This is a genomic window from Bacillus sp. DHT2 (genome assembly GCF_026241455.1).
Classification (GTDB): Bacteria; Bacillota; Bacilli; order Bacillales; family Bacillaceae_G; genus Bacillus_A; species Bacillus_A pseudomycoides.
This window is the reverse complement of the sequence record NZ_JAPHWH010000010.1, coordinates 133,129-158,663: the sequence shown is the minus strand read 5'-3', so window position 1 is coordinate 158,663 and position 25,535 is coordinate 133,129. Positions and strand designations below refer to the sequence as shown.

Annotated in this window: 23 protein-coding genes and 1 other annotated feature; of the genes, 16 read left to right on the top strand and 7 right to left on the bottom strand. The window is 36.0% G+C overall.

What is annotated here, in order from left to right; translation table 11 throughout:
* The first annotated feature begins 414 nt into the window (after window positions 1-414).
* The 9 genes from ORL93_RS21560 (at window position 415) to tyrS (ending at window position 10,812) form a co-directional block, all read left to right on the top strand.
* Complete coding sequence (locus tag ORL93_RS21560) at window positions 415-1,959, top strand: spore germination protein (protein WP_373926183.1); 1,545 nt, start codon at window positions 415-417, stop codon at window positions 1,957-1,959.
* On the top strand, window positions 1,956-3,062 hold the full coding sequence (locus ORL93_RS21555; RefSeq protein ID WP_018765079.1) for a spore germination protein: 1,107 nt from the start codon (window positions 1,956-1,958) through the stop codon (window positions 3,060-3,062). Before ORL93_RS21560 ends, ORL93_RS21555 begins: the two co-directional genes overlap by 4 nt.
* A complete protein-coding gene (locus ORL93_RS21550) occupies window positions 3,043-4,245 on the top strand; it encodes a Ger(x)C family spore germination protein (protein WP_265959461.1) in 1,203 nt (400 codons plus the stop codon). The genes ORL93_RS21555 and ORL93_RS21550 overlap by 20 nt, the downstream gene beginning before the upstream one ends.
* A gap of 347 nt (window positions 4,246-4,592) precedes the next feature.
* Window positions 4,593-5,081: a YndM family protein gene (locus ORL93_RS21545; RefSeq protein WP_003201983.1), complete on the top strand. Its 489-nt coding sequence runs from the start codon at window positions 4,593-4,595 to the stop codon at window positions 5,079-5,081.
* 222 nt (window positions 5,082-5,303) lie between these two features.
* Entirely contained in the window at window positions 5,304-5,699 is a 396-nt protein-coding gene (locus ORL93_RS21540; protein WP_003201985.1) for an SET domain-containing protein, read from the top strand.
* A gap of 114 nt (window positions 5,700-5,813) precedes the next feature.
* Entirely contained in the window at window positions 5,814-6,374 is a 561-nt protein-coding gene (locus tag ORL93_RS21535; RefSeq protein ID WP_018765075.1) for a sigma-70 family RNA polymerase sigma factor, read from the top strand.
* Entirely contained in the window at window positions 6,344-7,738 is a 1,395-nt protein-coding gene (locus ORL93_RS21530) for a DUF4179 domain-containing protein (RefSeq protein ID WP_097795003.1), read from the top strand. The genes ORL93_RS21535 and ORL93_RS21530 overlap by 31 nt, the downstream gene beginning before the upstream one ends.
* Window positions 7,739-8,212: 474 nt before the next feature.
* Window positions 8,213-9,130, top strand: a complete 918-nt coding sequence (gene murB, locus ORL93_RS21525; RefSeq protein WP_006096450.1) for a UDP-N-acetylmuramate dehydrogenase — start codon at window positions 8,213-8,215, stop codon at window positions 9,128-9,130.
* 127 nt (window positions 9,131-9,257) lie between these two features.
* Window positions 9,258-9,479, top strand: a binding site (T-box leader).
* A gap of 70 nt (window positions 9,480-9,549) precedes the next feature.
* Window positions 9,550-10,812 (top strand): tyrosine--tRNA ligase, encoded by a 1,263-nt coding sequence (gene tyrS / locus ORL93_RS21520; RefSeq protein ID WP_097795004.1) that lies wholly within the window; start codon window positions 9,550-9,552, stop codon window positions 10,810-10,812.
* Window positions 10,813-11,111: 299 nt separating this feature from the next.
* Here tyrS and ORL93_RS21515 read toward each other — a convergent pair whose 3' ends face one another.
* The 3 genes from ORL93_RS21515 to ORL93_RS21505 form a co-directional block, all read right to left on the bottom strand.
* Complete coding sequence (locus tag ORL93_RS21515) at window positions 11,112-12,290, bottom strand: NAD(P)/FAD-dependent oxidoreductase (RefSeq protein WP_003201996.1); 1,179 nt, start codon at window positions 12,288-12,290, stop codon at window positions 11,112-11,114.
* Between the two features lie 44 nt (window positions 12,291-12,334).
* Complete coding sequence (locus ORL93_RS21510; RefSeq protein ID WP_003201998.1) at window positions 12,335-12,775, bottom strand: DUF1641 domain-containing protein; 441 nt, start codon at window positions 12,773-12,775, stop codon at window positions 12,335-12,337.
* Between the two features lie 461 nt (window positions 12,776-13,236).
* Window positions 13,237-13,587, bottom strand: coding sequence for a winged helix-turn-helix transcriptional regulator (locus ORL93_RS21505; protein ID WP_003202000.1), 351 nt, complete (start codon window positions 13,585-13,587; stop codon window positions 13,237-13,239).
* 319 nt (window positions 13,588-13,906) lie between these two features.
* Here ORL93_RS21505 and ORL93_RS21500 point away from each other — a divergent pair, with 319 nt between their 5' ends.
* From ORL93_RS21500 to ORL93_RS21485, 4 genes are all read left to right on the top strand, one after another.
* On the top strand, window positions 13,907-15,124 hold the full coding sequence (locus tag ORL93_RS21500; protein WP_097795005.1) for an MFS transporter: 1,218 nt from the start codon (window positions 13,907-13,909) through the stop codon (window positions 15,122-15,124).
* A 56-nt stretch (window positions 15,125-15,180) separates the two neighbouring features.
* Window positions 15,181-16,023, top strand: a complete 843-nt coding sequence (locus ORL93_RS21495) for an aldo/keto reductase (protein ID WP_265959460.1) — start codon at window positions 15,181-15,183, stop codon at window positions 16,021-16,023.
* A 142-nt stretch (window positions 16,024-16,165) separates the two neighbouring features.
* Window positions 16,166-16,726 (top strand): biotin transporter BioY, encoded by a 561-nt coding sequence (locus ORL93_RS21490; RefSeq protein WP_003209123.1) that lies wholly within the window; start codon window positions 16,166-16,168, stop codon window positions 16,724-16,726.
* 140 nt (window positions 16,727-16,866) lie between these two features.
* Window positions 16,867-17,769, top strand: a complete 903-nt coding sequence (locus tag ORL93_RS21485; protein WP_097795006.1) for a thioester domain-containing protein — start codon at window positions 16,867-16,869, stop codon at window positions 17,767-17,769.
* Window positions 17,770-17,805: 36 nt separating this feature from the next.
* On the opposite strand, the gene ORL93_RS21480 is transcribed toward ORL93_RS21485, so the two are convergent.
* Window positions 17,806-18,444 carry an NAD(P)-dependent oxidoreductase gene (locus ORL93_RS21480; protein WP_006096457.1) on the bottom strand — a complete coding sequence of 213 codons (639 nt, stop codon included), beginning with the start codon at window positions 18,442-18,444 and terminating at the stop codon, window positions 17,806-17,808.
* Window positions 18,445-18,768: 324 nt separating this feature from the next.
* On the opposite strand from ORL93_RS21480, the gene ORL93_RS21475 reads away from it, so the two are divergent.
* The 3 genes from ORL93_RS21475 to ORL93_RS21465 all read left to right on the top strand — a co-directional run bounded on the left by ORL93_RS21475 (window position 18,769) and on the right by ORL93_RS21465 (window position 23,211).
* Complete coding sequence (locus ORL93_RS21475; RefSeq protein ID WP_003201744.1) at window positions 18,769-20,205, top strand: alanine/glycine:cation symporter family protein; 1,437 nt, start codon at window positions 18,769-18,771, stop codon at window positions 20,203-20,205.
* A 300-nt stretch (window positions 20,206-20,505) separates the two neighbouring features.
* The gene (locus tag ORL93_RS21470) at window positions 20,506-21,687 is read left to right on the top strand and encodes a NupC/NupG family nucleoside CNT transporter (RefSeq protein WP_006096459.1); all 1,182 of its coding nucleotides are present in this window, start codon (window positions 20,506-20,508) and stop codon (window positions 21,685-21,687) included.
* 342 nt (window positions 21,688-22,029) lie between these two features.
* Window positions 22,030-23,211, top strand: coding sequence for a NupC/NupG family nucleoside CNT transporter (locus ORL93_RS21465; RefSeq protein ID WP_018765065.1), 1,182 nt, complete (start codon window positions 22,030-22,032; stop codon window positions 23,209-23,211).
* Between the two features lie 44 nt (window positions 23,212-23,255).
* Here ORL93_RS21465 and ORL93_RS21460 read toward each other — a convergent pair whose 3' ends face one another.
* The 3 genes from ORL93_RS21460 to ORL93_RS21450 all read right to left on the bottom strand — a co-directional run bounded on the left by ORL93_RS21460 (window position 23,256) and on the right by ORL93_RS21450 (window position 25,483).
* A complete protein-coding gene (locus ORL93_RS21460) occupies window positions 23,256-24,428 on the bottom strand; it encodes a DUF418 domain-containing protein (protein WP_097795008.1) in 1,173 nt (390 codons plus the stop codon).
* A 172-nt stretch (window positions 24,429-24,600) separates the two neighbouring features.
* Window positions 24,601-25,107, bottom strand: a complete 507-nt coding sequence (locus ORL93_RS21455; protein ID WP_097795009.1) for a ferritin — start codon at window positions 25,105-25,107, stop codon at window positions 24,601-24,603.
* Between the two features lie 55 nt (window positions 25,108-25,162).
* Window positions 25,163-25,483, bottom strand: a complete 321-nt coding sequence (locus ORL93_RS21450; RefSeq protein WP_016112448.1) for a MazG nucleotide pyrophosphohydrolase domain-containing protein — start codon at window positions 25,481-25,483, stop codon at window positions 25,163-25,165.
* Window positions 25,484-25,535: the final 52 nt, after the last annotated feature.

Sequence of the window (25,535 nt, the reverse complement as noted above, 5' to 3'; positions counted from 1 at the left end):
ATGCTTCTTTTTTGATTGTCCAAGGGTATGCTTCATCGTTAGTAATAAACAAAGAAGTCCCAATCTTTATAAAAAGATGGGCTTTTTTGTCTAATCATACATCCAATTATAAGTTTTTGATAGTAGAAGGCTAATATCAACAAGAAAGTAATGATAAAGCTTTGAATGGATTAAATTTCCGTACATCAGACATAATAATGCTTAAGAAATTCCAATTAGGGTGAGAAATCGCAGTGTCAACTGCGGATATTGGGTGATTAAAATGTGGAAAATGCTTGTTTCTTATCTTCCAGATTGGAAAGTGTTTGTGCAAACTTTTATAGTATTTTTCGTTCCTTATGTGACCTCAAGAGTTTTTAGTTGGATCCGTACATTAGAGAAAGAGTGATGAGGATGAAAGAGAAGGAATCAAAGATGAGGCAACAAACCGATACATATCAGGATAAGCCTTTTCAAAACGTAACAGATTATTTTACAGGCGATTTTACCTTGAATCTAGAGCTTGTAAAAAAAGAAGTTAGTTATAACTCGGATGCCCACTTTCGAGAGTTTAACATAGGGGGGACAAATATTCGAGCGGCGCTTGTTTTTGTGGAAGGACTGTCGGATAAGGATCTCATTAATATGCATATTTTGAAGTCATTGATGTTTAATTTTTATGAAGAATATAAGAGTGCACCATCTTATGTGGAAGGTACCATTTCAAAAGAGTTTATTAAGAATCACGTCCTTTCTATTAGTGAGGTAGAAGAAGTCTATTCTATAAAAGAGTTGATGGCAAAAGTGTTGATAGGTTCAACGGCACTTTTAGTTGATGGATTAGCAGGTGTATTAATTCTTGGTACAAAAAAAGGAAAAACACGCAATGTTGAAGAGCCGATATCAGAGGGATCAGTTAGAGGTCCGCGGGTAGGTTTCACAGAAGTTTTGTCTGATAATACCGCTCTTTTACGGCTACATGGCGAAAACGAGGGATTGTCATTAACAAAATTTCATGTAGGAGAGCGGGCAAAAAAAGAGTTGGTTATTGCCTATATGAAAGAGATTGCTGATTCGGAATTGGTAGAAGAGGTTAAGAAAAGAATTCAGAAAATCAATATTGATAATGTGCCAGAATCAGGATATGTGGAGCAGCTCATCGAAGATAATTACCTCAGCCCGTTTCCACAAGCACAGAGTACGGAGCGCCCTGATCGCGTCATCGCAGCGTTGATGGAAGGGCGTGTTGCGATTTTATTGGATGGAACACCTTTTGCCCTGATTGTTCCAGTTACATTTAGCATGCTGATGCAATCGCCCGAAGATTATTATGAACGTTGGATTCCAGGCACGTTTATCCGTTTATTGCGTTTTGGAGCAGCTATTATTTCTCTTTTTGCACCTGCTTTGTACATTTCCTTTATCTCATTTCATCCTGGATTAATTCCGACCAAGTTGGCTATTTCAATTCTTGGGGGACGGGAAGGAGTTCCGTTTCCTGCAATTATAGAAGCATTATTTATGGAAATAGCCATCGAAATTTTGCGGGAAGCAGGGTTACGCCTGCCTAAGCCGATTGGTTCAGCGATGGGAATTGTCGGTGGATTAATCATTGGACAGGCTGCCGTAGAAGCGGGAATTATTAGTCCAATTATGGTAATTGTAGTAGCGGCCACTGCTATTTCTTCCTTTGCGCTCCCTCATTATAGTACAGCAATTCCACTACGGATCCTTCGCTTTGTAGCTATGTTTTGCGCTGCCATATTTGGACTATACGGAGTCATTCTGTTTTTTCTCGTTCTATGCAGTCATATAGCGAGATTGAAGAGTTTCGGCGTACCATATGCCAGTCCAGCTGTTGTTTATCATTTAAGCGATTGGAAAGATTTCATGATTCGCATGCCACTTCAGATGATGAAACGTCGCCCAAAAATGATGAATATGAAAGATTCGATACGAAAAGGAAGTGAAGAGGGATGATTACCAACTCTAAAGATCGAATTCCGACTTCGCAAGCGGCTGTTATTCTTATCAATTATATACTCGCAGTAGGAATTCTCACCTTGCCCAGAACAGCTGCTGAGAAAGTAAACACACCAGATGTTTGGATAACCGTTATTTTAGGCGGATTAATTGCGATGGTTGCAGGGATAATCATGGTCAAATTAAGTCAACAATTTCCTGGAAAAACATTTTATCAATATAATCAAGAAATTGTAGGGAAATGGGTAGGAGCGATACTTAGTCTATTTATTGTAGGTTACTTTTTTATGCTTTCTTCATTTGAAGTCAAAACGCTGGAAGGAATAACAAGTTTCTTTTTACTGGAAGGAACACCTGGATGGGCTATTATCATGCCATTTATGTGGGTGAGTCTCTATTTAAACCTAGGTGGAATAAACTCAATAGCACGTTTATTTGAAATTATATTTCCAATTACAGTCTTTATTTTCTTGTTCACTTCCTTTATGAGCATTGGAATATTTGAGATAGACAATCTTCGTCCTGTATTAGGGTTAGGGATTATCCCAGTACTAAAAGGCTTAAAAACAACAACGCTTGCATATTCAGGTGCCGAAATCATGTTGCTACTTTTGGCATTTATGAAACAACCACGCCAAGCTGTAAAAGTCGTTCTAATTGGAACTGCTATTCCCTTAATTTTTTATGTCATTACAGTTGTGATGGTTATAGGAACATTTTCTGTCGATGGGGTATTAATGAGAACATGGCCTACGATCGATCTTATGCGAAGTTTTGAACTCCCTGGTTTGATATTTGAGCGATTTGAGTCTTTATTACTTGTGATATGGATTATGCAAATCTTCGCAACTTATACAATTTGCTATTATGCTGCTGCTTTGGGACTGGCACAGCTCTTTAATAAAAATATTCATTCCTTTTTGTATGGGTTACTCCCGGTTATTTATATCGTTTCTCAAATTCCGAAAAACATTAATGATCTATTTAAATTGGGGGATGTGATTGGTAATGCGGCGATGATATTATTTGGTATCCTACCACTGCTTCTCCTTGTAATTTCAAGATGGAGGAAGAGAAAGAATGAACCGAAGTGTGAATAATGTACGACTTCTTTTGGCTTTATCATCAGTTCTTTTGCTGTTGGCTCTTACAGGGTGTTGGAGCAGTCGTGAAATTGAAGAGCAGGGGTTCGCGGTAGGGCTGGCATTTGATAAAGGGAAGGAGACGAAAGTTGAGAAAGAGATAGAAGAACATGGAGGAGGTTATCGAAAAAGGAATCTTATAACATCGACCTATCAGTTTGTTAAACCAGAATTATCAGATAAAGGAAAGGGTGGAGGGGGACAGCAAAAAGCCTACACGAATATTTCTGAAACCGGAGATTCTCTTCACCAATCGATTCGTGAAGTCGCATTAAGAAGGCAGCGCCCTATAATCTTCCATCACACGAAAGTGATTGTTGTTAGTGAAAGTCTTGCACGAATGTATAGTTTGAAGCAGTTACTGGATATTTACATCCGTGATAATGAGATGAGACCAAGTTGCCTCGTGTTAATTAGTAAGGGGCGAGCTAGTGAGACATTGAAATCGAGGGAAGCAGGAGAAATTCCAGCGTTCCTTTTGATTGGAATTGGGGATAATCAATATAGATCATCACGGATTTTACCTCCCGTGCCGCTTGCTAAATTACCAGGAAAGATCCAATCAGGGGCTAGTTTTCTTTTGCCAAATGTGATTTCGATAAATGGAGAAGTGAAATTTGCGGGGGCTGCCGTAATCAAAGGAAAGACAAAAAAGCTGCGCGGTTTTTTGAATGAAAATGAGTTAGAAGGCTTAACATGGATAACTGGGAAAGGGAAAAGCGGTTTGGTGAAGAGTTTTGATGAAAAGACAGGGAAGCCCATTCTGTATGAAGTGAAATCTATGAAAAGTAAAATTCAACCCCACGTTAAAGGAAATAACATCTCTTTTGATGTGAACATCCAATCAGAGGGACGGCTATCTGAAAACTGGGTCGCTTCAGGAGAACCTTTTGAAAATAAATTTCTAAGAAGTGTAGAAAAATCTGCGGAACAAGAAGTGAATCGATTGGTGAAGCGGACATTAAAAAAGATTCAAAAGGAATATCAGGCCGATGTCGCTGGCTTCGGTAACAGATTAAAAATTGAGTATCCAAAAGTATGGAAAAAGGTCGAAAAAGATTGGGATAAAACATTTAGTAAGGTTCCCATCAAATATAGCGTAAAGTTAACTATTGAGGACTATGGTACGGAAGGGACTTAGAAGTGAGATTCTTTATCCCGCATTAACGGACAGTAACACTCCCACTTCAAAATTCAGTGAAAGCAAAGAAGTTAGGTGGGAGATGAACTGTCCGTAAAAGCCCGATTGGTGAGGGCTAATAATCAGTGGAGGATGGAGAAAACCCCCACTGATTAAAGTTTCACTTTATTGCATGACATAGTATGAGATAAATGAAAAAATGTTGGTGGAATAGTGAGTGACCTTCCGCCAACATTTTTTTTGTTTATAATTTCCTGTATGTTTTTACAGTACGAACACAATCTAATATAAGGTATAAAAATGAAAATTTTATTTCTAAATGAAAGCTGGAAAATGGAGGAGCACGAATGAAACATATTGTTGCTTTATTAATCAAATATACTGCAATTAGTGCTGTGTTACTCATGATATTAAGTATTTTTCAAGGTGTTTCTATTCCTAGGGTTTTGTTTATTTCGTTAGTAATTACAGGAGTAGCCTATCTAATTGGAGACTTGTTTATTTTGCCTAAGTATGGAAATACGGTTGCTACAATTGTTGACTTTGGATTAAGTTTTTTAGGAATTTGGGTATTAACTTATTTTCTTACAAATGTTAATGTGCCTCGTGGCATTACAGCAGCTTCATTTTGGTCGGCCCTTCTTATTGGTGTAGTAGAAATACTTTTTCATATCTATATGAAGAGATTGGTTCTACATGAAGATGACCAGTTACGAGGAGTATCTTATCATAAGAGATATGCTACGGAATTCTCAGAGGAGTATATAGATCACGCTATAATACAAAAAAAGCGTTTATCTGAGAAGGTAGAAGATCGGGATAATGAATGGAAATAAAAAGTGGCTTTAGTCACTTTTTATCATTTAATTATATATGATCTAGGGATTAATGGAATATTAGCTCCCATTTATATAAAAAGGAAAAATAAAACCAATTGCTTTTCTTCTCATTATCTGCCAAGCTTAAGGAGATAAAGTGAAACTTCCATTAGTGGGGGTCTTACTGCCCGTTAATGCGGGACAAAATACTTTAGAGAAAGAAATGTATAGGTGAAGAATATGATTGAAATCAAGACTTCCGCACTTAGCGATGGAGAATTTAATAGAGGAGTATTCGCAAAGCGTGATATAAAAAAGGGCGAACTTCTACACGAAGCACCCGTTATCTCTTATCCGAATGAACAGCATGAGTTTATAGAGAAAACATTACTTGCTGATTACGCATTTGAGTATGGAGTGAATCATACGGCAATTCTTTTAGGTTACGGTATGTTATTTAATCATTCTTATACGCCGAATGCGACGTATGAGATCGTTTTTGAGAATCACACCTTTAAATTCTTTGCTTACAAGGATATAAAAGCAGGAGAAGAAATTCTGATCAACTATAATGGTGATGTTGATGATGATGAATTATTATGGTTTGATAGGGAAAAAGAAGAAAACGATAAATAATTAAGTGTAAAAAGAGCACATTCGATTGGATGTGCTCTTTTGTATGGAACAAAAATAAATTTTTGAAACCAAACTGCCCTTCTATCTATCTAATAAATGAAAGGAGGGGATACGATGGATGAAATAAAATTAGTCAAAAAGGCAAGAAAAGGTGACGATGCAGCTTTCGAACAGCTTATTAGTTTATATCAAGATCAATTGTATCGGACTGCTTATCTATATGTACAGAATAAAGAAGATGCACTAGATATTGTACAAGAAACAGTTTATAAAGCGTATTTATCCATAGAGCAATTAAAGAAACCGAACTATTTTTTGACATGGTTGACACGTATTCTTATACACAATGCCTATCAGCTATTAAGTGAAAAGAAAAAAGTGAAGAAGATAGAGGACGGAAGAGAAGCGGATACATATGGCGAGATGCCAAATAAATTACATCAAATTGAACAAAATATCGACTTACAAGAAGCAATTCAAAAATTGGATGAAAATTATCAAACAGTAATCATTTTATATTATTATCATGATCTTTCAATCAATAAAATTGCTTGGCAAATGAATATACCAGAGGGAACAGTAAAGACATATTTGCACCGGGCAAGAAAAGCGCTAAAAAATTTATTAGGGGGGAGTGAAGAGAATTGGATAAGCAGTGGTTTAATGACGAGGTAAATAAAATTGATGTTCCAAAAAAAGAATTAAATTTGACTATACAAAAAGGGATTACTAGAGCGAAGGCGGAAAAACCTGTTAAAAGAGCATATAAGAAAAGAAGAATCGCTTTGTTAACTGCCGCTTCAATCTGTATAGGTGTATTAGGCTCTGGATTTGTGTTTCCACAAATGAGCCGTGTCTTGGCGGAAGTTCCGATTATCGGGAAAATTTATTCGCATTTTCATGATACAATTGGTCAAAATCTGTCGGCAAGTAAGCTTGTAACAGAGTTAAATCAGCAGGCGGTGAGCAATGGGATTAGCGTAACAATGAATAGTGTTTATTATGATGGTGGTAGAATTGGCGTTACGTTTAAAGTGGATAACCCAGATGAAGTAGAGATAAGGCATAATTCTGACAGAGACTTTTATTATGATTTTAAACTTGTTGATGGAAGCCAAAAGTGGGGGAGGGCAGCTTCATTTGATGGTAAAATAACAAAAGACGGTTGGTTCGGAAATATTCATATTAATTATCCAGAAAAAGAGCTTCCCAAAAATACTACATTACCAATTACCATTACGTCTATCGGAGACACAAAAGGGATTTGGAAATTTGATATTCCAGTAAAGCAACTAGAAAATAAAATAATTCATCCGCAGCAATCAGTGAGCAGTGAAGATAAAGAACATACATTTAACTTTGAAAAGATTACAGTGGGAAAAGGATCCGTTGCTATCGACTATAAAGCAATGTATCCGCTTGCCGGAGAAAATGATTTAGCAAGAATTGGAAAGGTAACTGATGATAAGGGGAATGAAATTGATTTTAAAACGTCGGGTATTGAATTTGGAAGAGAAAAGGTTGGAAATCAGATAGAATCTGATGAACGATCTATTTTCGGGAAAATTCCAGAGGGAGCGGAATTTATTGCGCTACATCCGAATGTGAGATTATCTGAAAAGCCGTCTATTCAGGCTTTAAATCAAAAGACACCATTTGAAATACAAAGCACTCGTAGTGATTTAAAGATTGTCGTGAATAAAATTCAACATAAAAAACAGCGATTAATCGTACAGTATACACTTCAAAAAGCCGATACAAAACATAAATCTATGGATGAATTGATAAATTGTGGGGAAGTTATGAATTTAATGGATTCTTCATATGTAGATAAGGAATTTGCACCAATCGGTCATGTTGTAAAAGGCAGTGATGTGAAGGTATTGAATAAGGAGAAGTTACAATTCCAGGCAACGTTTCAGCTAGATGGCGAATATGGTGTGAAGAATTTTAGTTTAAAGAATTATGTATTAGAAGTGGAGATGTCACCCTATCATCCTGAAAAACCATTATCGCCAGTCAAAATTCAATTAAAATAATCGAAAAAAGGATGCCCTTAACATATAAGGAGGCATCCTTTTATATTACAAGAGCCTTACAGTTTTGTAATGTCTATTTTTGATATGACAAAATATAGACATTTTTATCAGTTTGAAAAGTTCCATCTTTAAACATATTTTTTCGCATTGACATGCGATATAATAGAGTTTTGTAAAGGAAGAGATTAGATTTTAAATTTTTCTATCTTAAACTTGATTATACCGGAAAATTTTTGAAGGTAAAGTTTTCTTCTCGATTTTTTGATAAGATAGAGACGGAAGCTATCTTACTAAACTATTTAGGTAATCTATGTGGTGGCCGATTATCTACTTATTTTCAGCATGGCATTACATGTAGTGTAGTGAATGAACTTGTAAGCGAAATGGAAGAGAATAAGAGAACTAGTTTTAAGAATGCTGGAACTATCGAGAGGATAGGCCATTAATTATTAATAGAAATAGAGGAATCATAGAATGAATATGCAGGAAGTATATAAATATTTACGTACAGTATTACCGGAAGAACATGTAAAACAAGATGAGATGTTAAAGAATCATACGCATATAAAAGTAGGGGGAAAAGCAGATGTGTTTGTACAGCCTACTACCTATACTGAAATTCAACAAGTTGTACAGTATGCAAATAAACACAACATTCCAATTACGTTTTTAGGAAACGGCTCGAATGTCATTATAAAAGACGGTGGTATTCGTGGAATTACATTAAGTTTGACTCATATTACGGATGTTACTGTGAACGAGCAGACAATTGTAGCACAAAGTGGTGCAGCGATTATTGATATATCAAGAATAGCATTAGAACATTCTTTAACAGGACTTGAATTTGCTTGTGGTATACCGGGATCTGTTGGGGGAGCTCTGTATATGAATGCAGGTGCATACGGTGGTGAGGTAGCATATGTATTAACAAAAGCGGTTGTCATGACAAAAGAGGGAGAGCTAATTACTCTTTCAAAAGACGACTTTGATTTTGGATATCGTAAAAGTAGATTTGCCAATAATCATTACATCATACTTGAAGCTACATTTGAACTTGAGAATGGTGTATATGAAGAGATTAAAGAAAAAATGGATGATTTAACGTATAAAAGAGAATCGAAACAGCCATTAGAATATCCTTCATGCGGTAGTGTTTTCAAGCGTCCGCCTAATAACTTTGCTGGTAAGCTTATTCAAGACTCTGAATTACAAGGGACGCGAATTGGCGGTGTGGAAGTTTCAACAAAACATGCTGGATTCATGGTAAACGTTGATAATGGAACGGCGCAAGATTATATCGATTTAATTCATTTCGTTCAAAAGACAGTTAAAGAGAAATTTGGTGTTACGTTAGAAAGAGAAGTAAGGATTATTGGAGAAGATTTAAAGTAAAAGGTTTAAGGAATAAATGGCGTAATATATTTATTTTTTTATGCTACAAGAAATAAATTGTGAATATTTTTTGGGCATAATTGACAATGTGTTTTCAATTCACTATAATTGGCTATAATTTAACATATTAAATACGTTGAAAGAGCCCAGTAGCAGTTTGTCACTGTTATCGAGAAAGCTAGGGGTTGATGGAACCTAGCACAAACAAACTTGTGAATTACACTCTGGAGTATCTTAGGTAATGCTAAGCGGAGTGGCAATCGATATTATTGCTAGGAGTGGTATGGATAGTGAAATTGTTCCTATTTGTGCAATCTGGGTGGTAACACGGTTAATAATCGTCCCTATGTCTAATGTAGACATAGGGGCTTTTTTGTTTTTAAAATTGGAATTTTAAATATTAAAGGGGATGGAAAGACATGAACATTATTGATGAATTAGAATGGCGCGATGCCATTAATCAACAAACAGATGCAGATGGATTACGTGAATTAGTAGAAGAGAAAAAGATTTCCTTGTACTGTGGTGTAGATCCAACAGGTGACAGTATGCATATTGGACATTTAATTCCGTTTATGATGATGAAACGGTTTCAATTAGCTGGGCATCATCCAGTGATTTTAATTGGGGGAGCAACAGGAACGATTGGGGATCCAAGTGGACGCCAAACAGAGCGTCAGTTGCAGACGTTAGAACAGGTACAGCATAATGTTGACGCATTAACAGCACAAATGCAAAAGCTATTTGATTTTGGCGGCAATAGTGAAGTGAAAATGGTAAATAACTACGACTGGACGCATCAAATCAATATTATCGAGTTTTTACGTGACTACGGTAAAAACTTTAGTATAAATAGTATGTTAGCGAAAGATATAGTAGCGAGCCGTTTAGATACAGGGATTTCATTTACGGAATTCACATACCAAATATTACAAGCAATGGATTTCCATCACTTATACAAAGAAGAAGGGGTACAACTACAAATTGGTGGTAGTGACCAGTGGGGAAATATTACAAGTGGTTTAGATTTAATTCGTAAATTAGAAGGGCATGAAGCCAAAGTTTTTGGATTAACAATTCCATTATTATTAAAATCAGACGGTACGAAATTTGGTAAATCAGCAGGCGGAGCAGTTTGGTTAGATCCTGAAAAAACAACGCCATTTGAATTCTACCAGTTCTGGGTGAATACGGATGACCGTGATGTAATTAAGTACTTGAAATACTTTACGTTCTTAACGAAGGATAGAATTGATGAATTAGTAGTGAAGGTTCAAACGGAGCCACATAAGCGTGAAGCGCAAAAAGTGCTAGCAGAAGAAATGACGAAATTTGTTCATGGTGAGCATGCGCTGTCCCAAGCACTAAAAATTACAGAAGCATTATTTAGTGGGGATATTAAATCATTAACTGCGGATGAAATTGAACAAGGATTTAAAGATATGCCGACTTTCCATGCTTCAAAAGAAACAAAAAATATCGTTGAGTGGTTAGTTGATTTAGGAATTGAACCTTCTAGACGTCAAGCCAGAGAAGATATTAATAATGGAGCTATTTCTATGAACGGTGAAAAAGTGACTGATGTGAATACACATGTTACAGTAGAAAATTCATTCGATGGAAGATTTATTATTATCCGTAAAGGTAAAAAGAATTACAGCTTGGTGAAATTAGGAGAATAAAGTTTGTTATAGAGTAGAAGTGAGGAGATATCCTCATTTCTACTCTTTTTATGTACACAATTTCGTCATAAAAAGTCAGTATATTAAGATTGTTATGGAGGTTTATTTAGTTTTCATGCCGAATAAGAATAATATATAAATCGTTGCCACGAAGAACAAAAGGAGCCTTGCACTCATCATTTCTCTTTGTTTTAAACATGGCATGGGGCAAAAAAAGGAACTGCCCGCTCCTATGCATGGGCGGATGCTCTCTTCTATCTAAAAAAAAGCCCGAATCACGATTCGGGCTAGTAATCAGATTAGTAAGCTAAGCTGAATAATCCTTTAATATGTGATAAGTAACGAACGTTACTTGCTTCTTTCATTAATGATGCTGGTAAGCCTTTAAGTGGAGTTGAGCTTGCTCCGATTGTAGCAACAGCATCTTTACGACCTAGACTTGCAAGTGTTCCAGAGTTTACTGGTGCGAACTCTTCGAATGCTTTGCCTTCTAGTGCTGCGTATAAGTTGTATCCAATTAACTCACCCATTTGCCAAGCGATTTGTGCAGTTGGTGGGTATGGACGTCCTTCTGGACCGAAGACAACAGCGCTGTCTCCAGCAACGAATACGTCTTTGTGAGAAGTAGATTGTAGGTATGCATCAACAGTTGCACGGCCACGGTTTACTTCAAGACCTGATTCACCGATTAATGGGTTGCCTTGTACGCCACCTGTCCAAACGAATGTGTTTGCAACGATTTTTTGACCGTCTTTTAAGTCGATTTCATTGCCAGCAACGTTTGTTACAGGAAGACCTGTTAAGAATTTAACGCCGCGTGCTTCTAAGCTAGTAGTTGCACGTTCAATTAAATCGTCTGGTAATACTGGAAGGATTTTTGGACCTGCTTCAACAAGAAGTAATTTTACTTCTTTAGGGTTTACGCCGTGGCTTTTTGCAAGTTTAGGCATAATGTCAGCAAGCTCACCAACTAGCTCAACGCCAGTTAATCCGCCACCACCGATTAAGATTGTAGCATCAGCTTCATTTTTTGTTTTTGCGTATTCACGAATACGATCTTCAACATGTTTGTAGATTTTGTTTGCATCAGCAGCAGATTTTAATACCATGCTGTTTTCTTCTAGTCCTGGAATACCGAAGTAAGCAGTTTTACTTCCTAAAGCAACTACAAGTGCATCGTAAGATAAAGTAGTGCCACCAGCTAGTTTTATTTCTTTTTTGTCTACTGAGAATGACTCAACTGTTGCAATTTTAAGATCGATGTCTTTGCCTTTGAAAAGTTTTGTAAGTGGCATTGCAATAGCTTGTTCAGAAACGTTACCTGCTGCTAGGCGGTGTAGTTCTGTAATGATTTGGTGTGTTGGGTATTGGTTGATTACTGTAACTTGTGCTTCTGATTTGCTGTAATATTTACGTACATTTAAAGCAGCAAGAAGTCCGCCATAACCAGCGCCTAAGATGACAATTTGTTTTGACATAGTATGATATCTCCCGTCTTTACTAATTGTTGTTATAAGATAAATTATTTATTATTGCGTTCTGCACTAATTTGAAGATAAGCATTGATAAAACGGAACATTTTTTGTGCTTGTGGATCTTTTAGTAATTTTAACAGACCGAAAAGACCGATAACTTCAGAGCTTTCTTCAGCGCGATCTTTTGCTTCGATAGCAGTTGCTGCCATGCTTTTCACTGTATCTTTTACAGGCTCTACAATCTCTTGGATTGCGCCAACAGTGTCGCTTTTTAATACTTCGTCAGTAGCAACAGTTTGAGCGAAGTCATAAGACTTAGTTAAAATGTTAACAAGCTCAGTTAATTTTGGAAGCTGTTCTACTAGTGTAGTTAATGACTCTTGTACCTCAGGTTTTAACAATTGATCAAGTACATCAAGTTGTCCTTGGCTAGCAGAAATTTGTAAAGATTCTTGTTCAGGCTTTGTTTGAGTGATAGTTTCTGGCATCTCCAATTCTCCTTTACGATAGCAATACTCTTATTTTTTTAGGAATAAAACATTCCCAAGTAACAGGTAAGCGTTAGCAAAAAATTGCAAAACTTTATACAAAGCTTCACAAAACGCAATAAAATGCCTTTAAACTTATGATTGCAAGTAGTACACAATCATAAATTCAAAACCATAATTTCTTACCTATTATTTATGGACTGTCCGATACATGGCTTGTCCGTATAATGGAAACTTCCTTTATCGGAAAGTGTATATAATATATATCTTATATTATATACTATATACACCCAGGTTAACATAAAAATGATCCCTAATTATTTCACTTTGAGCCCATAACTTAGTATTAGCAAGGGAAAAAAGCATATATTTTATTTTACTGTTACCTAAAATATACTTAATTATAGAGAAAAAAAGGAAAAAACGAGCAAATGAATGTTCATTTTTTCCTTTTTTTCTGATTAAGATTGATCTGTTTGCGGGATAAGCATGGACGAATTCCCGTTCTTTTCAAGATGGCACTCCCCCCAAGTGCAAAGGGAATCAAGAATCGCTTCTAAGGACCGACCGTAGTCGGTAAGAGAGTATTCAACTTTTGGTGGTACTTGATTATATACCTTTCTTTGAATAACCCCATCTTCTTCTAATTCACGCAATTGCTGTGTGAGCATCTTTTGCGTAATGCCAGGCATTAAACGCTTTAATTCACTTGTTCGTTTTGTTCCTTTTGTTAAGTGACAAAGGATGACGACTTTCCATTTTCCCCCGATTACTTCTAAGGTTGCTTCTACAGGAATATTATATGTCTTCATATATTACAACCACCTTTAATGAACTTTTATATAATCATATATTACTTTTTAGTGCCTATAGCACTTTAAAGTACGTACTGTTTTTCATGTTGAACATGTTTCATAATAGCATACGTAAGATGTAAATGAGTAGTACGGTACCAAAAAGTAACTATGTTACCTTTTGGTACCTATCGCACTTTAAAGTGCGTTCTTTCGAAAAAGAATGAAACCATTCATAATAGCAGTTGTGAGCAGTAAAACTGTGTTTATTAGAAGATAAAAGGGCCTTTTTATCATACTATTATGATTGGATTTCTCATATTAAGGAGGAGTTCGATTGAGTTCATATACAGTACCGTCTTCAGATGTTCAAACAAATAGAAGAAGTGTGTTTGCTTTATTAGCATTAGCGATTAGTGCGTTTGGAATTGGTACAACTGAATTTATTAGCGTCGGTTTATTGCCATCTATTTCGAACGATTTACATGTTTCAGTTACAACAGCAGGTTTAACCGTGTCTTTATATGCACTAGGAGTAGCATTTGGCGCTCCTATATTAACGTCGTTGACAGCTAGTATGTCACGGAAAACGTTATTAATGTGGATTATGATTGTTTTCATTATTGGTAATGGTATTGCAGGAGTGGCAACAGGCTTTGGTGTACTGCTTGCTGCGAGAGTTGTATCTGCATTTGCGCATGGGGTATTTATGTCGATAGGTTCAACAATCGCTGCAGCTCTTGTACCAGAAGATAAACGTGCTAGTGCAATTGCTTTTATGTTCACAGGCTTAACAGTCGCAACTATCACAGGTGTACCAATTGGAACATTTATTGGTCAACAATTTGGCTGGAGAGCTTCGTTCATGGTTATCGTAGCAATTGGAATTGTTGCCCTTATCGCAAACAGTTTGTTAATTCCATCTAGTTTAAAAAAAGGTACGTCTGTATCATTTCGCGATCGATTTAAATTAATAACAAACGGAAGACTATTACTTGTTTTCGTAATTACCGCATTAGGGTACGGCGGGACATTTGTAACATTTACGTACTTGTCTCCATTATTACAAGAGGTGACAGGGTTTAAAGCAAGTACAGTTACAATCATTTTGTTAGTGTATGGGATTGCAATTGCGATTGGAAATATGATTGGTGGAAAACTATCGAACCATAATCCAATTCGTGCATTATTCTATATGTTTTTCATTCAAGCGATTGTGCTATTCGTACTCACATTTACGGCGCCGTTTAAGGTAGCGGGGCTCATCACGATTATTTTAATGGGATTATTCGCGTTTATGAATGTTCCAGGATTACAAGTATATGTTGTGATATTAGCTGAACGCTTTGTTCCGAGCGCTGTAGATGTTGCATCTGCAATTAACATTGCCTCCTTTAATGCAGGGATTGCTCTTGGGGCTTACCTTGGTGGCATTGTAACGAATTCATTAGGGTTAATTCATACAGCGTGGGTCGGCGCGATTATGGTAGCTGGTGCAGTCATATTAACGGCATGGAGTATGGGATTAGAAAAACGAGATCAGGTAAAAAGTTAATATTTATAAGTGAACCATATTATACAAATGAAAAGATGATAGGAGAGAAAGAGAATATGATTAAGAATTTACAAGATCGTGTAGCGTTGCATAACGGCGTGGAAATGCCTTGGTTTGATTTAGGTGTATTTAAAGTAGAGGAAGGACCTGAACTTGTTAATGCAGTAAAAACGGCGATTAAACAAGGATATCGCAGCATTGATACAGCGGCGATTTATGCAAATGAAAAAGCGGTAGGAGAAGGAATTCGCGAAGGTGTTAAAGAAGCAGGTATCTCAAGAGAAGACTTATTCATCACTTCAAAAGTATGGAACAAAGATCAAGGATACGAAGAGACGTTAGCAGCTTATGAAGAAAGTCTACAAAAGTTAGGGCTTGAGTATTTAGATTTATATCTTGTTCATTGGCCGGTAGGAGGAAAATATAAAGATACATGGAGAGCATTAGAAAAGTTATATAAAGAAGGACGCGTACGTGCAATTGGTGTGAGTAACTTCCAAATTCATCATTTGAAAGATGTAATGGAAGATGCAGAAGTGAAACCGATGATTAACCAAGTAGAATATCATCCACGTTTAACGCAAAAAGAATTGCGGGACTTCTGTCGTGAACAAGGTATTCAAATGGAGGCTTGGTCACCTCTTATGCAAGGGCAGTTATTAGATAACGAAACATTACAAGAAATCGCAGATAAATACGGTAAAACGACTGCGCAAATTATCTTGCGCTGGGATTTACAAAATGAAGTTGTAACGATTCCGAAATCAACAAAAGAACACCGTATTACCCAAAATGCGGACATATTTAATTTTGAATTAACAAAAGAAGATATGGAACAAATTGATGCGTTAAATCAGAATCATCGCGTTGGTCCAGATCCGGATAACTTTGATTTCTAAAATGAACAGAAGAGAGGGGCACAAAAAAATTTGTGCTCTTCTTTTCAATTTCAGAAAACTAAAAATTCAAACAAATATTTACTCTGTATATGAAATAGGATATCTTAAATTTATAATATGAAATTTTCCTAGGGAGGCACATATGAACAATCATCGTACAAATCATTTCCGCATGTTAATTGTTACTGCACTATTTGCTGCTATTATTGGTATTTTGGCCCAAGTTACAATTCCTCTGCCGCTCGTTCCGATAACAGGACAAACATTAGCGATTGGTCTTACTGCTACAATTTTGGGTTCACGTTATGGCACGTTATCTGTACTGTTATATGTTTTAATTGGTGCAACTGGAATTCCTGTTTATGCTGGGTTTAGTGGCGGTTTATCCGTTTTATTTGGTCCTACAGGCGGCTTCCTATTAGCCTTCATTCCAACTGCTTTTTTAATTGGTTTGTTAACTGAGAAGACAAAGCTTACATTTTGGAATTCGTTAATGGCAAATGTTTTAGGAATGTTTGTGACATTAACAATTGGGACTGTATTCTTAAAGTATGTGGCATCGCTAGGATGGCAAGCGGCTTTCATGGGTGGTTTTGTGCCATTCCTTATTGTAGGTGTAATAAAAGCTGCATTAGCTGCATGGGTTGGGATTAAGGTAAGAGGAGCGTTAGTGCGTTCGAAATTATTATTGCAAGAAAACTAAATGATAATAGAAACACGCGTAGAATGATCTCTGCGCGTGTTTTTTATAGCGCCTTAAGAAGGGAAAAGTAATGTATAAAAAGACTTTTTAACTAGATACTATACAGTAGTAAATTTGTTATTTTATAAGGGGTTGTGAACATGAATATTAAACAATCGTATAAGTTATTGGTTGCTTTTTTGAGTGTTTTATTTGTATTTGCGAATTTATTATTCCCACTCCAAAAAGCATCGGCAGAAGTCATGGATCATACAAAGTATCAAATGGATTGGAGCTACAGTAAATCAAAAAAGAAACCAATCCGAACAGAGCTTATTAAAACAGCAGATGGGAAAATTGCATTCTGCTTGAATGTAGATTTGAAATCACCAAGCGGTCAAGATTTACCTGAAATAGGTAAGGTGGATATTGGGGTGTACCGCGTGTTATTAAATGGATATCCACAGAAGAGTCCACAAGAATTAGGTGTCTCTGATTGGAGAGAGGCGCATTATGCGACGCAGCTCGCTGTATGGAATGCGCTGGGACAAGTGGATATTAATGATTTAGATTTTCGTAATAAAAATGTAGAAAAAGTAATGAAAGATATTGTTGCGAAAGCAAAGAGCAGTGAAGAAGTACAAGAAATTACGATGAGTGTTACGCCGTCAGAAAAGCAAGAAGCAGTATTAAAAGATGAGTTCTTCGAAACAGGTTTATATACGGTGCAAACAAATGCGAAAAGTGGAACGTACCAAGTGCAAGCAACTGGTGCGCCTGCAGGAGTTAAATTTGTGAATGAAAAGGGCGAAACAAAAACACAGTTTAATGTGGGGGAAAAGTTCCGTATTTTAATTCCAAAACAGACGCCATCTGGTGAATTTAGCTTTAAAGTATCAGGAACTTTAACAAAATTACAAGGTATCGCGCATAAAGGAACACCGAAAATTCAAGATGCGGTAGTTTTATTAGAGCGCAGTGAAGAAAAAACAAGCCCAGATTTAGCGGTAAGCTGGAGAAAAACTGAAGCACCGCAGAAACCGAATAAACCTTATAAACGATAAAAAAGCGCTGGCGTTTGCCAGCGCTTTTTTCTATTATTATTCAGCTTCTGATACAACTGTAAAGCGTTCGTTCACGTGTTTTGGATTTTCAATTTCATCAAGTGCAGCTACAGCGAAGTCTTCGTAACTTACATAGCTGTCGCCTTTTTCGTTAACAAGAAGGTGGTCTTTACCAGCTTTGTAAGAACCAGTACGTTTTCCTAATGCGAATAGAGCAGAAGGACTAATGAATGTCCAAGTGATATCGTTTGTTTGTTGTAAAATTTCTAGGTTTTTTCCTTGGTTTTGAGCTGTTGCAAGATATTCTTTAGGGAAACCTGGTGTATCAAATACACGTGTTGTTTTTGCCTCATCTACAAATAAACTTCCAGCGCCTCCGACAACAAGTAACTTCGTATTAGGTGCACCTTTCATTGCCTCAATTAATACGTTCCCTGCATCTACGTGAAGATGTTCACTTCCAGCAGGAGCGCCAAACGCATTCACGATTATGTCAAATGCTTGTATGTCATTAGCAGTAAGATCGAAAACATCTTTTTCTAAAACTTTTACATTATTCTCTGTGATTTTTGCAGCGTTTCTTACGATTGCAGTAACTTCATGACCGCGATCAAGTGCTTCTTTCATAATACGACTTCCAGCTTTTCCGTTTGCTCCGATAATTCCGATTTTCATAATATATACCTCCAAATGTTTAATAGAATAAATGCCTAAAATGTATGTGCAAAAATGAATCGATGTAGTTAAGTGAGTTTGATACCACTTGTTGTAACTAGTATAGTTACAGAGGTAGTTTTTGTCAATCGCTTTGTTTATGAAAAATATTTCTTCAAGTAGTATGTGCGTTTCTAAAAATAAGAAGTCATATTTCTTAACAAGTAACACGATTGTGTTATAAAACCTAACATTTGGAAGTGATAATCTGTCGAAAAATGTTGATTTTTGAATATTTTTTAAATATAATTCAATTTATGAGAAGAAAAGGGAGGGACTAATCGTATGAATATTTTAGAACAGTTCGTTTCATCAACGAATACGATTCTTTGGTCATATATTCTTATCGCAATGTTAATAGGCTTAGGGCTTTATTTTTCTATTAAATTGAAATTCGTACAAATTACCCATCTAGGCGAAATGGTACGATTAATGAGTGATGGATTAACTGGAAAGACACGTAAAAAGGGCAGCGTATCTTCTTTCCAAGCTTTCTGTATGAGTTCAGCAGCCCGCATTGGGATCGGGAACTTGGCTGGTGTGGCACTAGCTATTTCTATGGGAGGACCCGGCGCAGTCTTTTGGATGTGGGTAATTGCAATTATCGGGGCATCTTCAAGCTTTGTAGAAAGTACACTTGCACAGATTTATAAAGTAAAAGATGGCAGCGGCTTCCGTGGTGGTCCTGCTTATTATATGGAAAAAGGTTTAAATAAACGTTGGATGGGAATTTGGTTTTCTATTCTGATTACAATTAGTTACGGTTTAATTTTCAACTCAGTACAGGCAAATACAGTTACGCTAGCATTTAAAAATGCATTCGGTTTAGAGCGTTATGTTGTAGGAATCGCATTAGCTGCATTAGTCGCAGTTATTATTTTTGGCGGTGTTAAAAGTATTGCACGTATGTCAGAAATGATTGTTCCACCAATGGCAATTATTTATATAGCAGTAGCTGTTTTCGTTGTTATTAAAAACTTCTATTTACTACCAGATGTTTTCACAGAAATCTTTAAAGGTGCATTCGGTTTAGATTCAGCTGTAGGTGGCGGTATCGGGGCTGCGATGAAGTATGGTATTCAGCGTGGATTATTTGCGAACGAAGCAGGTATGGGTAGTGCGCCGAATGCGGCTGCGACAGCAGATGTAACGCATCCAGCTAAACAAGGATTTATTCAAACAATTGGAGTTTTAGTAGATACATTTTTAGTATGTACATCAACAGCGTTTATCGTACTATGCTCTGGAGCATATAAGGCAACGAATTTAGAAGGAATTGAATTAACACAAAAGGCGCTAAGCTCACAAATTGGTCCATGGGCAAGTAGCTTCTTAGCGATTATTATTTTCCTATTTGCGTTCAGTTCACTTCTAGGAAACTATTATTATGGTGAAACAAATATCGAATTCATTAAGAAAAGTAAAACATGGTTAATGATTTACCGTGCTGCAGTAGTCGGAATGGTGTTATTCGGTTCTGTTGCGACGCTTCAAGTCGTATGGAATATGGCAGACTTATTTATGGGTCTAATGGTAATCACAAACTTAATTGCGATTACACTTCTTGGCCGATTTGCATATGCTGCGTTGACAGACTATGTAAAGCAAAAGAAACAAGGGAAAGATCCAGTCTTCCATGCAAGCTCTATTCCAGGTTTGGAAAACACAGAATGCTGGGAAGATTCTATGGTAACAAAAGAAAAAGAAGAAAAAGCTGTATAATAAGGAAAGGGCATCAGAGAGAATCTGATGCCTTTTTTTATGGTTTGCAGGAAAAACCGAACATTAATAGAGTTTTTATGTTTATTATATTTTTTTAGAAATATAAAGATGTGAGTTGAAATTTATGTTAGAATGTATAAGGTCTTTCCAGGTAAGAGGTAAGACGGGTTTTGAGGTATAGCATATATATTTTTATATGTTAGGTGAAAGTTCGGATTATTTATTTTTTATATGGTCAGACGTTCAATGTTAAATAATTTTCTATAGCGTTGAATAAGGTTTAAATGGAGGATTTTATCTATGAAATTTGTTATGTTTCTTGTAGGATTACTCGTTGTATTTATACTCGGGTTTCTTATAAGTACGGATCGAAAGAAGATTAAGTATAAACCAATTGTGGTTATGCTTGTTATTCAGTTAGCATTATCGTACTTCTTATTAAATACACAGATTGGTTATATTTTAGTAAAAGGAATTTCTGATGGATTTGGAGCATTACTTACATATGCGGAATCTGGAATCGTTTTCGTATTTGGTGGTCTTGTTAATAAAGGGGAAATTTCCTTCTTCTTAACAGCATTATTACCAATCGTGTTCTTTGCCGTATTAATTGGGATCCTGCAACACTTTAAAATTTTACCGATATTTATTCGTTCAATTGGTACCCTGTTAAGTAAAGTAAATGGTTTAGGAAAGTTAGAATCATATAATGCAGTAGCGGCAGCAATCGTCGGGCAGGCTGAAGTATTTATTACGGTAAAAGATCAATTAAGCAAAATACCGAGGCATCGTTTATATACACTTTGTGCTTCTTCTATGTCGACAGTATCTATGTCGATTGTTGGATCATATATGAAAATGATTGATCCGAAATATGTAGTAACAGCACTTGTATTAAATTTATTTAGTGGTTTTATTATCATTCATATTATTAACCCGTATGATATTACGGAAGAAGAGGACACACTTAAGTTAGAAAATAAACAAAAGCAATCATTTTTCGAAATGCTTGGCGAATATATTATGCTTGGATTTACAATTGCGATTACAGTAGCAGCGATGTTACTTGGTTTCGTAGCGTTAATTACAGCAATTAATAGCTTGTTCGATTCTATTTTCGGCATTACATTCCAAGCAATATTAGGATACATTTTCTCACCACTTGCATTTGTAATGGGTATCCCGCAATCAGAAATGGTAACAGCGGGACAAATTATGGCAACAAAATTAGTATCAAATGAATTTGTTGCGATGCTTGACCTTGGAAAAGTAGGAGGAGAATTATCAGCTCGTACAGTTGGTATCCTTTCTGTATTCCTTGTATCATTTGCAAACTTCTCGTCTATTGGAATTATTGCAGGGGCAACGAAAGGGATTGATGAAAATCAATCAAATGTTGTTTCTTCATTTGGATTAAAGCTCGTATATGGTGCAACGTTAGTAAGTATTTTATCAGCAATTATTGTTGGTGTTATGTTATAGAAATAAAAAGCAGTGAGCAGAAGTTCATTGCTTTTTTATTTCATAGACATAAATTCTAGCGAGATTTGTAAGGGAGAAATTAACATATCATTTATTGAAAAAATTATGTTGCATTTCATCTGGATAACGCTTACAATTTGTTTGTGGGTGGTATCAGTTTCATACTTTAAATCAAGTAGGTAAGAAGACCACTAATTGTAAATTATAATTTATGTAAACGCTTACTGGTTTTAGGATACATTGTAAAGTAAATAGTATTTAGGGGTTCTATTTTTTTAACATCGATGGTCAGACGTCATTCGTTGGACGACCAATAACTCATGGAAAGTGGAGGATTCACATATGAAACTAGTGATGTTTCTAGTCGGTTTACTTGTTGTATTTGTACTAGGTTTCCTTGTAAGTTCAGATCGTAAGAAAATTAAGTATAAACCAATTGCAATTATGCTTGTTATTCAATTAGCATTGGCTTACTTCTTATTAAATACAAAGATTGGATTTGTATTAGTAAAAGGAATTTCAGATGGCTTTGGCGCCATTTTAAAATACGCAGAAGCTGGGGTTAACTTCGTATTTGGTGGTTTAGCGAATGATGGACAAGCACCGTTCTTCTTAACAGTATTACTACCAATTATTTTCTTAGCGGTATTGATTGGTATTCTGCAACATCTTAAAATTTTACCGATTATTATTCGTGCAGTTGGTTTCGTATTAAGTAAAATAAATGGTCTAGGAAAATTAGAATCATATAATGCAGTAGCAGCGGCAATCGTTGGTCAAGGTGAAGTATTTATCACAGTAAAAGATCAATTAAGTAAATTACCAAAAAATCGTTTATATACACTTTGTGCATCTTCTATGTCAACGGTATCGATGTCAATTGTCGGTTCTTATATGAAAATGATTGATCCAAAATATGTAGTAACAGCACTTGTATTAAACTTATTCAGTGGATTCATTATCGTTCATATCATTAATCCGTATGACATTAGTGAAGAAGAAGATATTTTAGAATTACAAGAAGATAAGAAGCAAACGTTCTTTGAAATGTTAGGCGAGTACATTATGCTTGGATTCTCTATTGCAGTAACAGTAGCTGCGATGTTAATCGGATTCGTTGCATTGATTACAGCAATTAACGGTGTATTTGATTCTATTTTCGGCATTACGTTCCAAAGCATTTTAGGATATGTGTTCTCACCATTAGCATTTGTTATGGGTATCCCAACATCAGAGATGCTACAAGCAGGACAAATTATGGCAACCAAATTAGTAACAAACGAATTTGTTGCGATGCTTGATTTAGGAAAAGTAGCTGGCGATTTATCAGCTCGTACAGTAGGTATTTTATCAATCTTCCTTGTATCATTTGCAAACTTCTCATCTATTGGGATTATCGCAGGTGCAACGAAGAGTATCGATGGAAAACAAGCAAACGTTGTATCTTCTTTCGGATTAAAGCTTGTGTATGGTGCAACGTTAGTAAGTATATTATCAGCGGTTATCGTTGGGGTTATGCTATAAAAATAAGGAAAGCAATGGGCGCGTGAGCTCATTGCTTTTTTTATTTAACTTACTTTGTTTAACTTACGTTTAAAAGCAGGTCTTTTTAAATATGTGCCAAGACGCCATACGTATTCAACTGGCCCTATGCGATACCTTTTTAACCAACAGGTGCTAGCATATAATTGGATGACGTAAATTACAATTGTTAATACAATGCCAAAGAAGTAGCCGATTTTCCCATATAAACCAAGTCCATACGCATAAAAAATGGTGGTAGCAATGATGGATTGCGCTAAATAGTTACTAACTGACATTTTTCCCATGTTAGCCATATATTCTAATAAGCGTGATGCTTTTTTGTAATGAAATAATAAAATGATAGAGCTTCCGTAAAAAATGGCCATGCTAAGCGGTGTAACACTGTCTTTTAACATAATGAGAAGAGGTTGTTTTGTTAATAGTTCTAAGATTTTTACTGTGAAAGAAAAAATACCGCTGATAAGCCAGATTTTTTTGAGGGAAGGTAAATGTTTATCTATTTCAAACAGCCAGCCTTTTTTTCCAACATACATTCCTAGTAGGAATAGTGGAGTCATGAAAATCAGTGCGAAAAGTGTTATGAAAAATGTTCCGAAAAAGCCAGTGATTCCTATATACTTAAAAGGATCTTCATTAAGGCGGAAGCTTACATGTTCTATATAGCTACCAGTTTCATGAACCTGTTGTTCTTTTGCGATATAAGGTGCAAAGTCATCGGACATATTGGTGCTTGGTTCAAAGGGATAAGACATCAGCATAGTTAGTACTAGTATGATGGATGCCCAAATGATCAATGTTTTGGGCTTTCGATTGATAAACATCATTAATAAGATTCCTATAATTCCATAACCGAATAAAATATCTCCATCCCAAATAAAAGTACCATGGAGATATCCGAGGATGAGTAAAATACTAAGGCGGCGGATATAAACCGGAAAGAAACGTTTTTCTTTTTTTATGATACTGTTTTGCAGCAAAGTAATACTAATCCCAAATAGAAAAGAAAATAGGGAAATGAAATTGTGGGTGCCAAAAAATTGAATAAACCAATTGGCACCTTCATCAATTTTTCCGAATACATAAGTAGGCTGTTCACCGCTAAACATTCCAAATTGAATTAATGTCATGTTAACAAGTAAAATACCGAATAAAGCAAAACCACGAACGGCATCGATTGCTTCTACACGTTGTTTCATAGAGATGTTCTCCTTCCTATTTGTACTCTATATTGAAAATAATACCATTTATAATAGTAGTCCTATGTAGAATGAGCGAAGATTTAAGCTGATTTTAATCCGATGTTAAGGTGAAAAGTGATTTAAAGGAGAAAAAAATCACCTTAACGAATTCATTAAGGTGATAAGGATATTACTCAGCAGGAGGAGTAAACGTACGTTTTTCCAATTCCGCATCTAACATAAATAGAGCGTTAGAGTCGCTTGTAATACGTTTTAGTTTTTGGATGATGCTGTCGAAAGAAGCTTCTTCTTCAACCTGTTCGTCAACGAACCATTTTAAGAATGTAATTGTCGCGTGCTCACGCTCATCCCAAGCGATATCGGATAAGTTGTAAATACGCTTTGTTACTTCACGCTCATGCTCAAGTGCGATCTCAAATGCGCTTAAAACAGATTCATATTCATTGTTAGGGTTTTCGAATCCAGTAATAATGGCGCGCTCTCCGCGGTCATTAATGTAATTGTAAAGTTTCATTGCGTGGAAACGCTCTTCTTCTGCTTGTACAAGGAAAAAGTTTGCAAATCCATCATAGCTTTCTGCTGTGCAGTAAGCAGCCATTGCCATGTAAACATGGGCAGAGTAAAATTCAAAATTCATTTGGCCGTTAAGCGCATCGTGTAATTTAGTAGATAACATAAATTCTCTCCTTTGTATGTTGTCGGAACCATTATATCATAATTGATAAATATTCTCATTTGTTTTCGAAACGATTAGAAAGCTTCTCGACATGTGCCTCCATAATATCTTGTAAGTCTAAATCATATTTTTGAGAAAGGATAATGAGGTTTGCAAGTACATCTCCAAGTTCTTCTTTTAATTCAATTTTCAATTCTTCCACTTGTTTTACTTGTTCATCTGGGCGATCGCGTCCAATTTCAATGGCGCGTACAACTCGTGAAACTTCTCCTACTTCTTCTGTTAAGAAATTCAAGCGAATAAAAGAGTTATATTGTGACCAGCTTCGTTTTTCGTAAAATTCCTCAACCCATCTCTGAAATTCGGCAATATTCAATTCTTTCCCATCCTCTCAATATGTTGTACAATGTTCATTGTATCATAACAAT

Bases quoted from the DNA above. Each gene is read 5' to 3' on its own strand.
- ORL93_RS21560 (WP_373926183.1), top strand. From the start codon at position 415: ATGAGGCAACAAACCGATACATATCAGGATAAGCCTTTTCAAAACGTA.
- ORL93_RS21555 (WP_018765079.1), top strand. From the start codon at position 1,956: ATGATTACCAACTCTAAAGATCGAATTCCGACTTCGCAAGCGGCTGTT.
- ORL93_RS21550 (WP_265959461.1), top strand. From the start codon at position 3,043: ATGAACCGAAGTGTGAATAATGTACGACTTCTTTTGGCTTTATCATCA.
- ORL93_RS21545 (WP_003201983.1), top strand. From the start codon at position 4,593: ATGAAACATATTGTTGCTTTATTAATCAAATATACTGCAATTAGTGCT.
- ORL93_RS21540 (WP_003201985.1), top strand. From the start codon at position 5,304: ATGATTGAAATCAAGACTTCCGCACTTAGCGATGGAGAATTTAATAGA.
- ORL93_RS21535 (WP_018765075.1), top strand. From the start codon at position 5,814: ATGGATGAAATAAAATTAGTCAAAAAGGCAAGAAAAGGTGACGATGCA.
- murB (WP_006096450.1), top strand. From the start codon at position 8,213: ATGAATATGCAGGAAGTATATAAATATTTACGTACAGTATTACCGGAA.
- tyrS (WP_097795004.1), top strand. From the start codon at position 9,550: ATGAACATTATTGATGAATTAGAATGGCGCGATGCCATTAATCAACAA.
- ORL93_RS21515 (WP_003201996.1), bottom strand. From the start codon at position 12,290: ATGTCAAAACAAATTGTCATCTTAGGCGCTGGTTATGGCGGACTTCTT.
- ORL93_RS21510 (WP_003201998.1), bottom strand. From the start codon at position 12,775: ATGCCAGAAACTATCACTCAAACAAAGCCTGAACAAGAATCTTTACAA.
- ORL93_RS21505 (WP_003202000.1), bottom strand. From the start codon at position 13,587: ATGAAGACATATAATATTCCTGTAGAAGCAACCTTAGAAGTAATCGGG.
- ORL93_RS21495 (WP_265959460.1), top strand. From the start codon at position 15,181: ATGATTAAGAATTTACAAGATCGTGTAGCGTTGCATAACGGCGTGGAA.
- ORL93_RS21490 (WP_003209123.1), top strand. From the start codon at position 16,166: ATGAACAATCATCGTACAAATCATTTCCGCATGTTAATTGTTACTGCA.
- ORL93_RS21485 (WP_097795006.1), top strand. From the start codon at position 16,867: ATGAATATTAAACAATCGTATAAGTTATTGGTTGCTTTTTTGAGTGTT.
- ORL93_RS21480 (WP_006096457.1), bottom strand. From the start codon at position 18,444: ATGAAAATCGGAATTATCGGAGCAAACGGAAAAGCTGGAAGTCGTATT.
- ORL93_RS21475 (WP_003201744.1), top strand. From the start codon at position 18,769: ATGAATATTTTAGAACAGTTCGTTTCATCAACGAATACGATTCTTTGG.
- ORL93_RS21470 (WP_006096459.1), top strand. From the start codon at position 20,506: ATGAAATTTGTTATGTTTCTTGTAGGATTACTCGTTGTATTTATACTC.
- ORL93_RS21465 (WP_018765065.1), top strand. From the start codon at position 22,030: ATGAAACTAGTGATGTTTCTAGTCGGTTTACTTGTTGTATTTGTACTA.
- ORL93_RS21460 (WP_097795008.1), bottom strand. From the start codon at position 24,428: ATGAAACAACGTGTAGAAGCAATCGATGCCGTTCGTGGTTTTGCTTTA.
- ORL93_RS21455 (WP_097795009.1), bottom strand. From the start codon at position 25,107: ATGTTATCTACTAAATTACACGATGCGCTTAACGGCCAAATGAATTTT.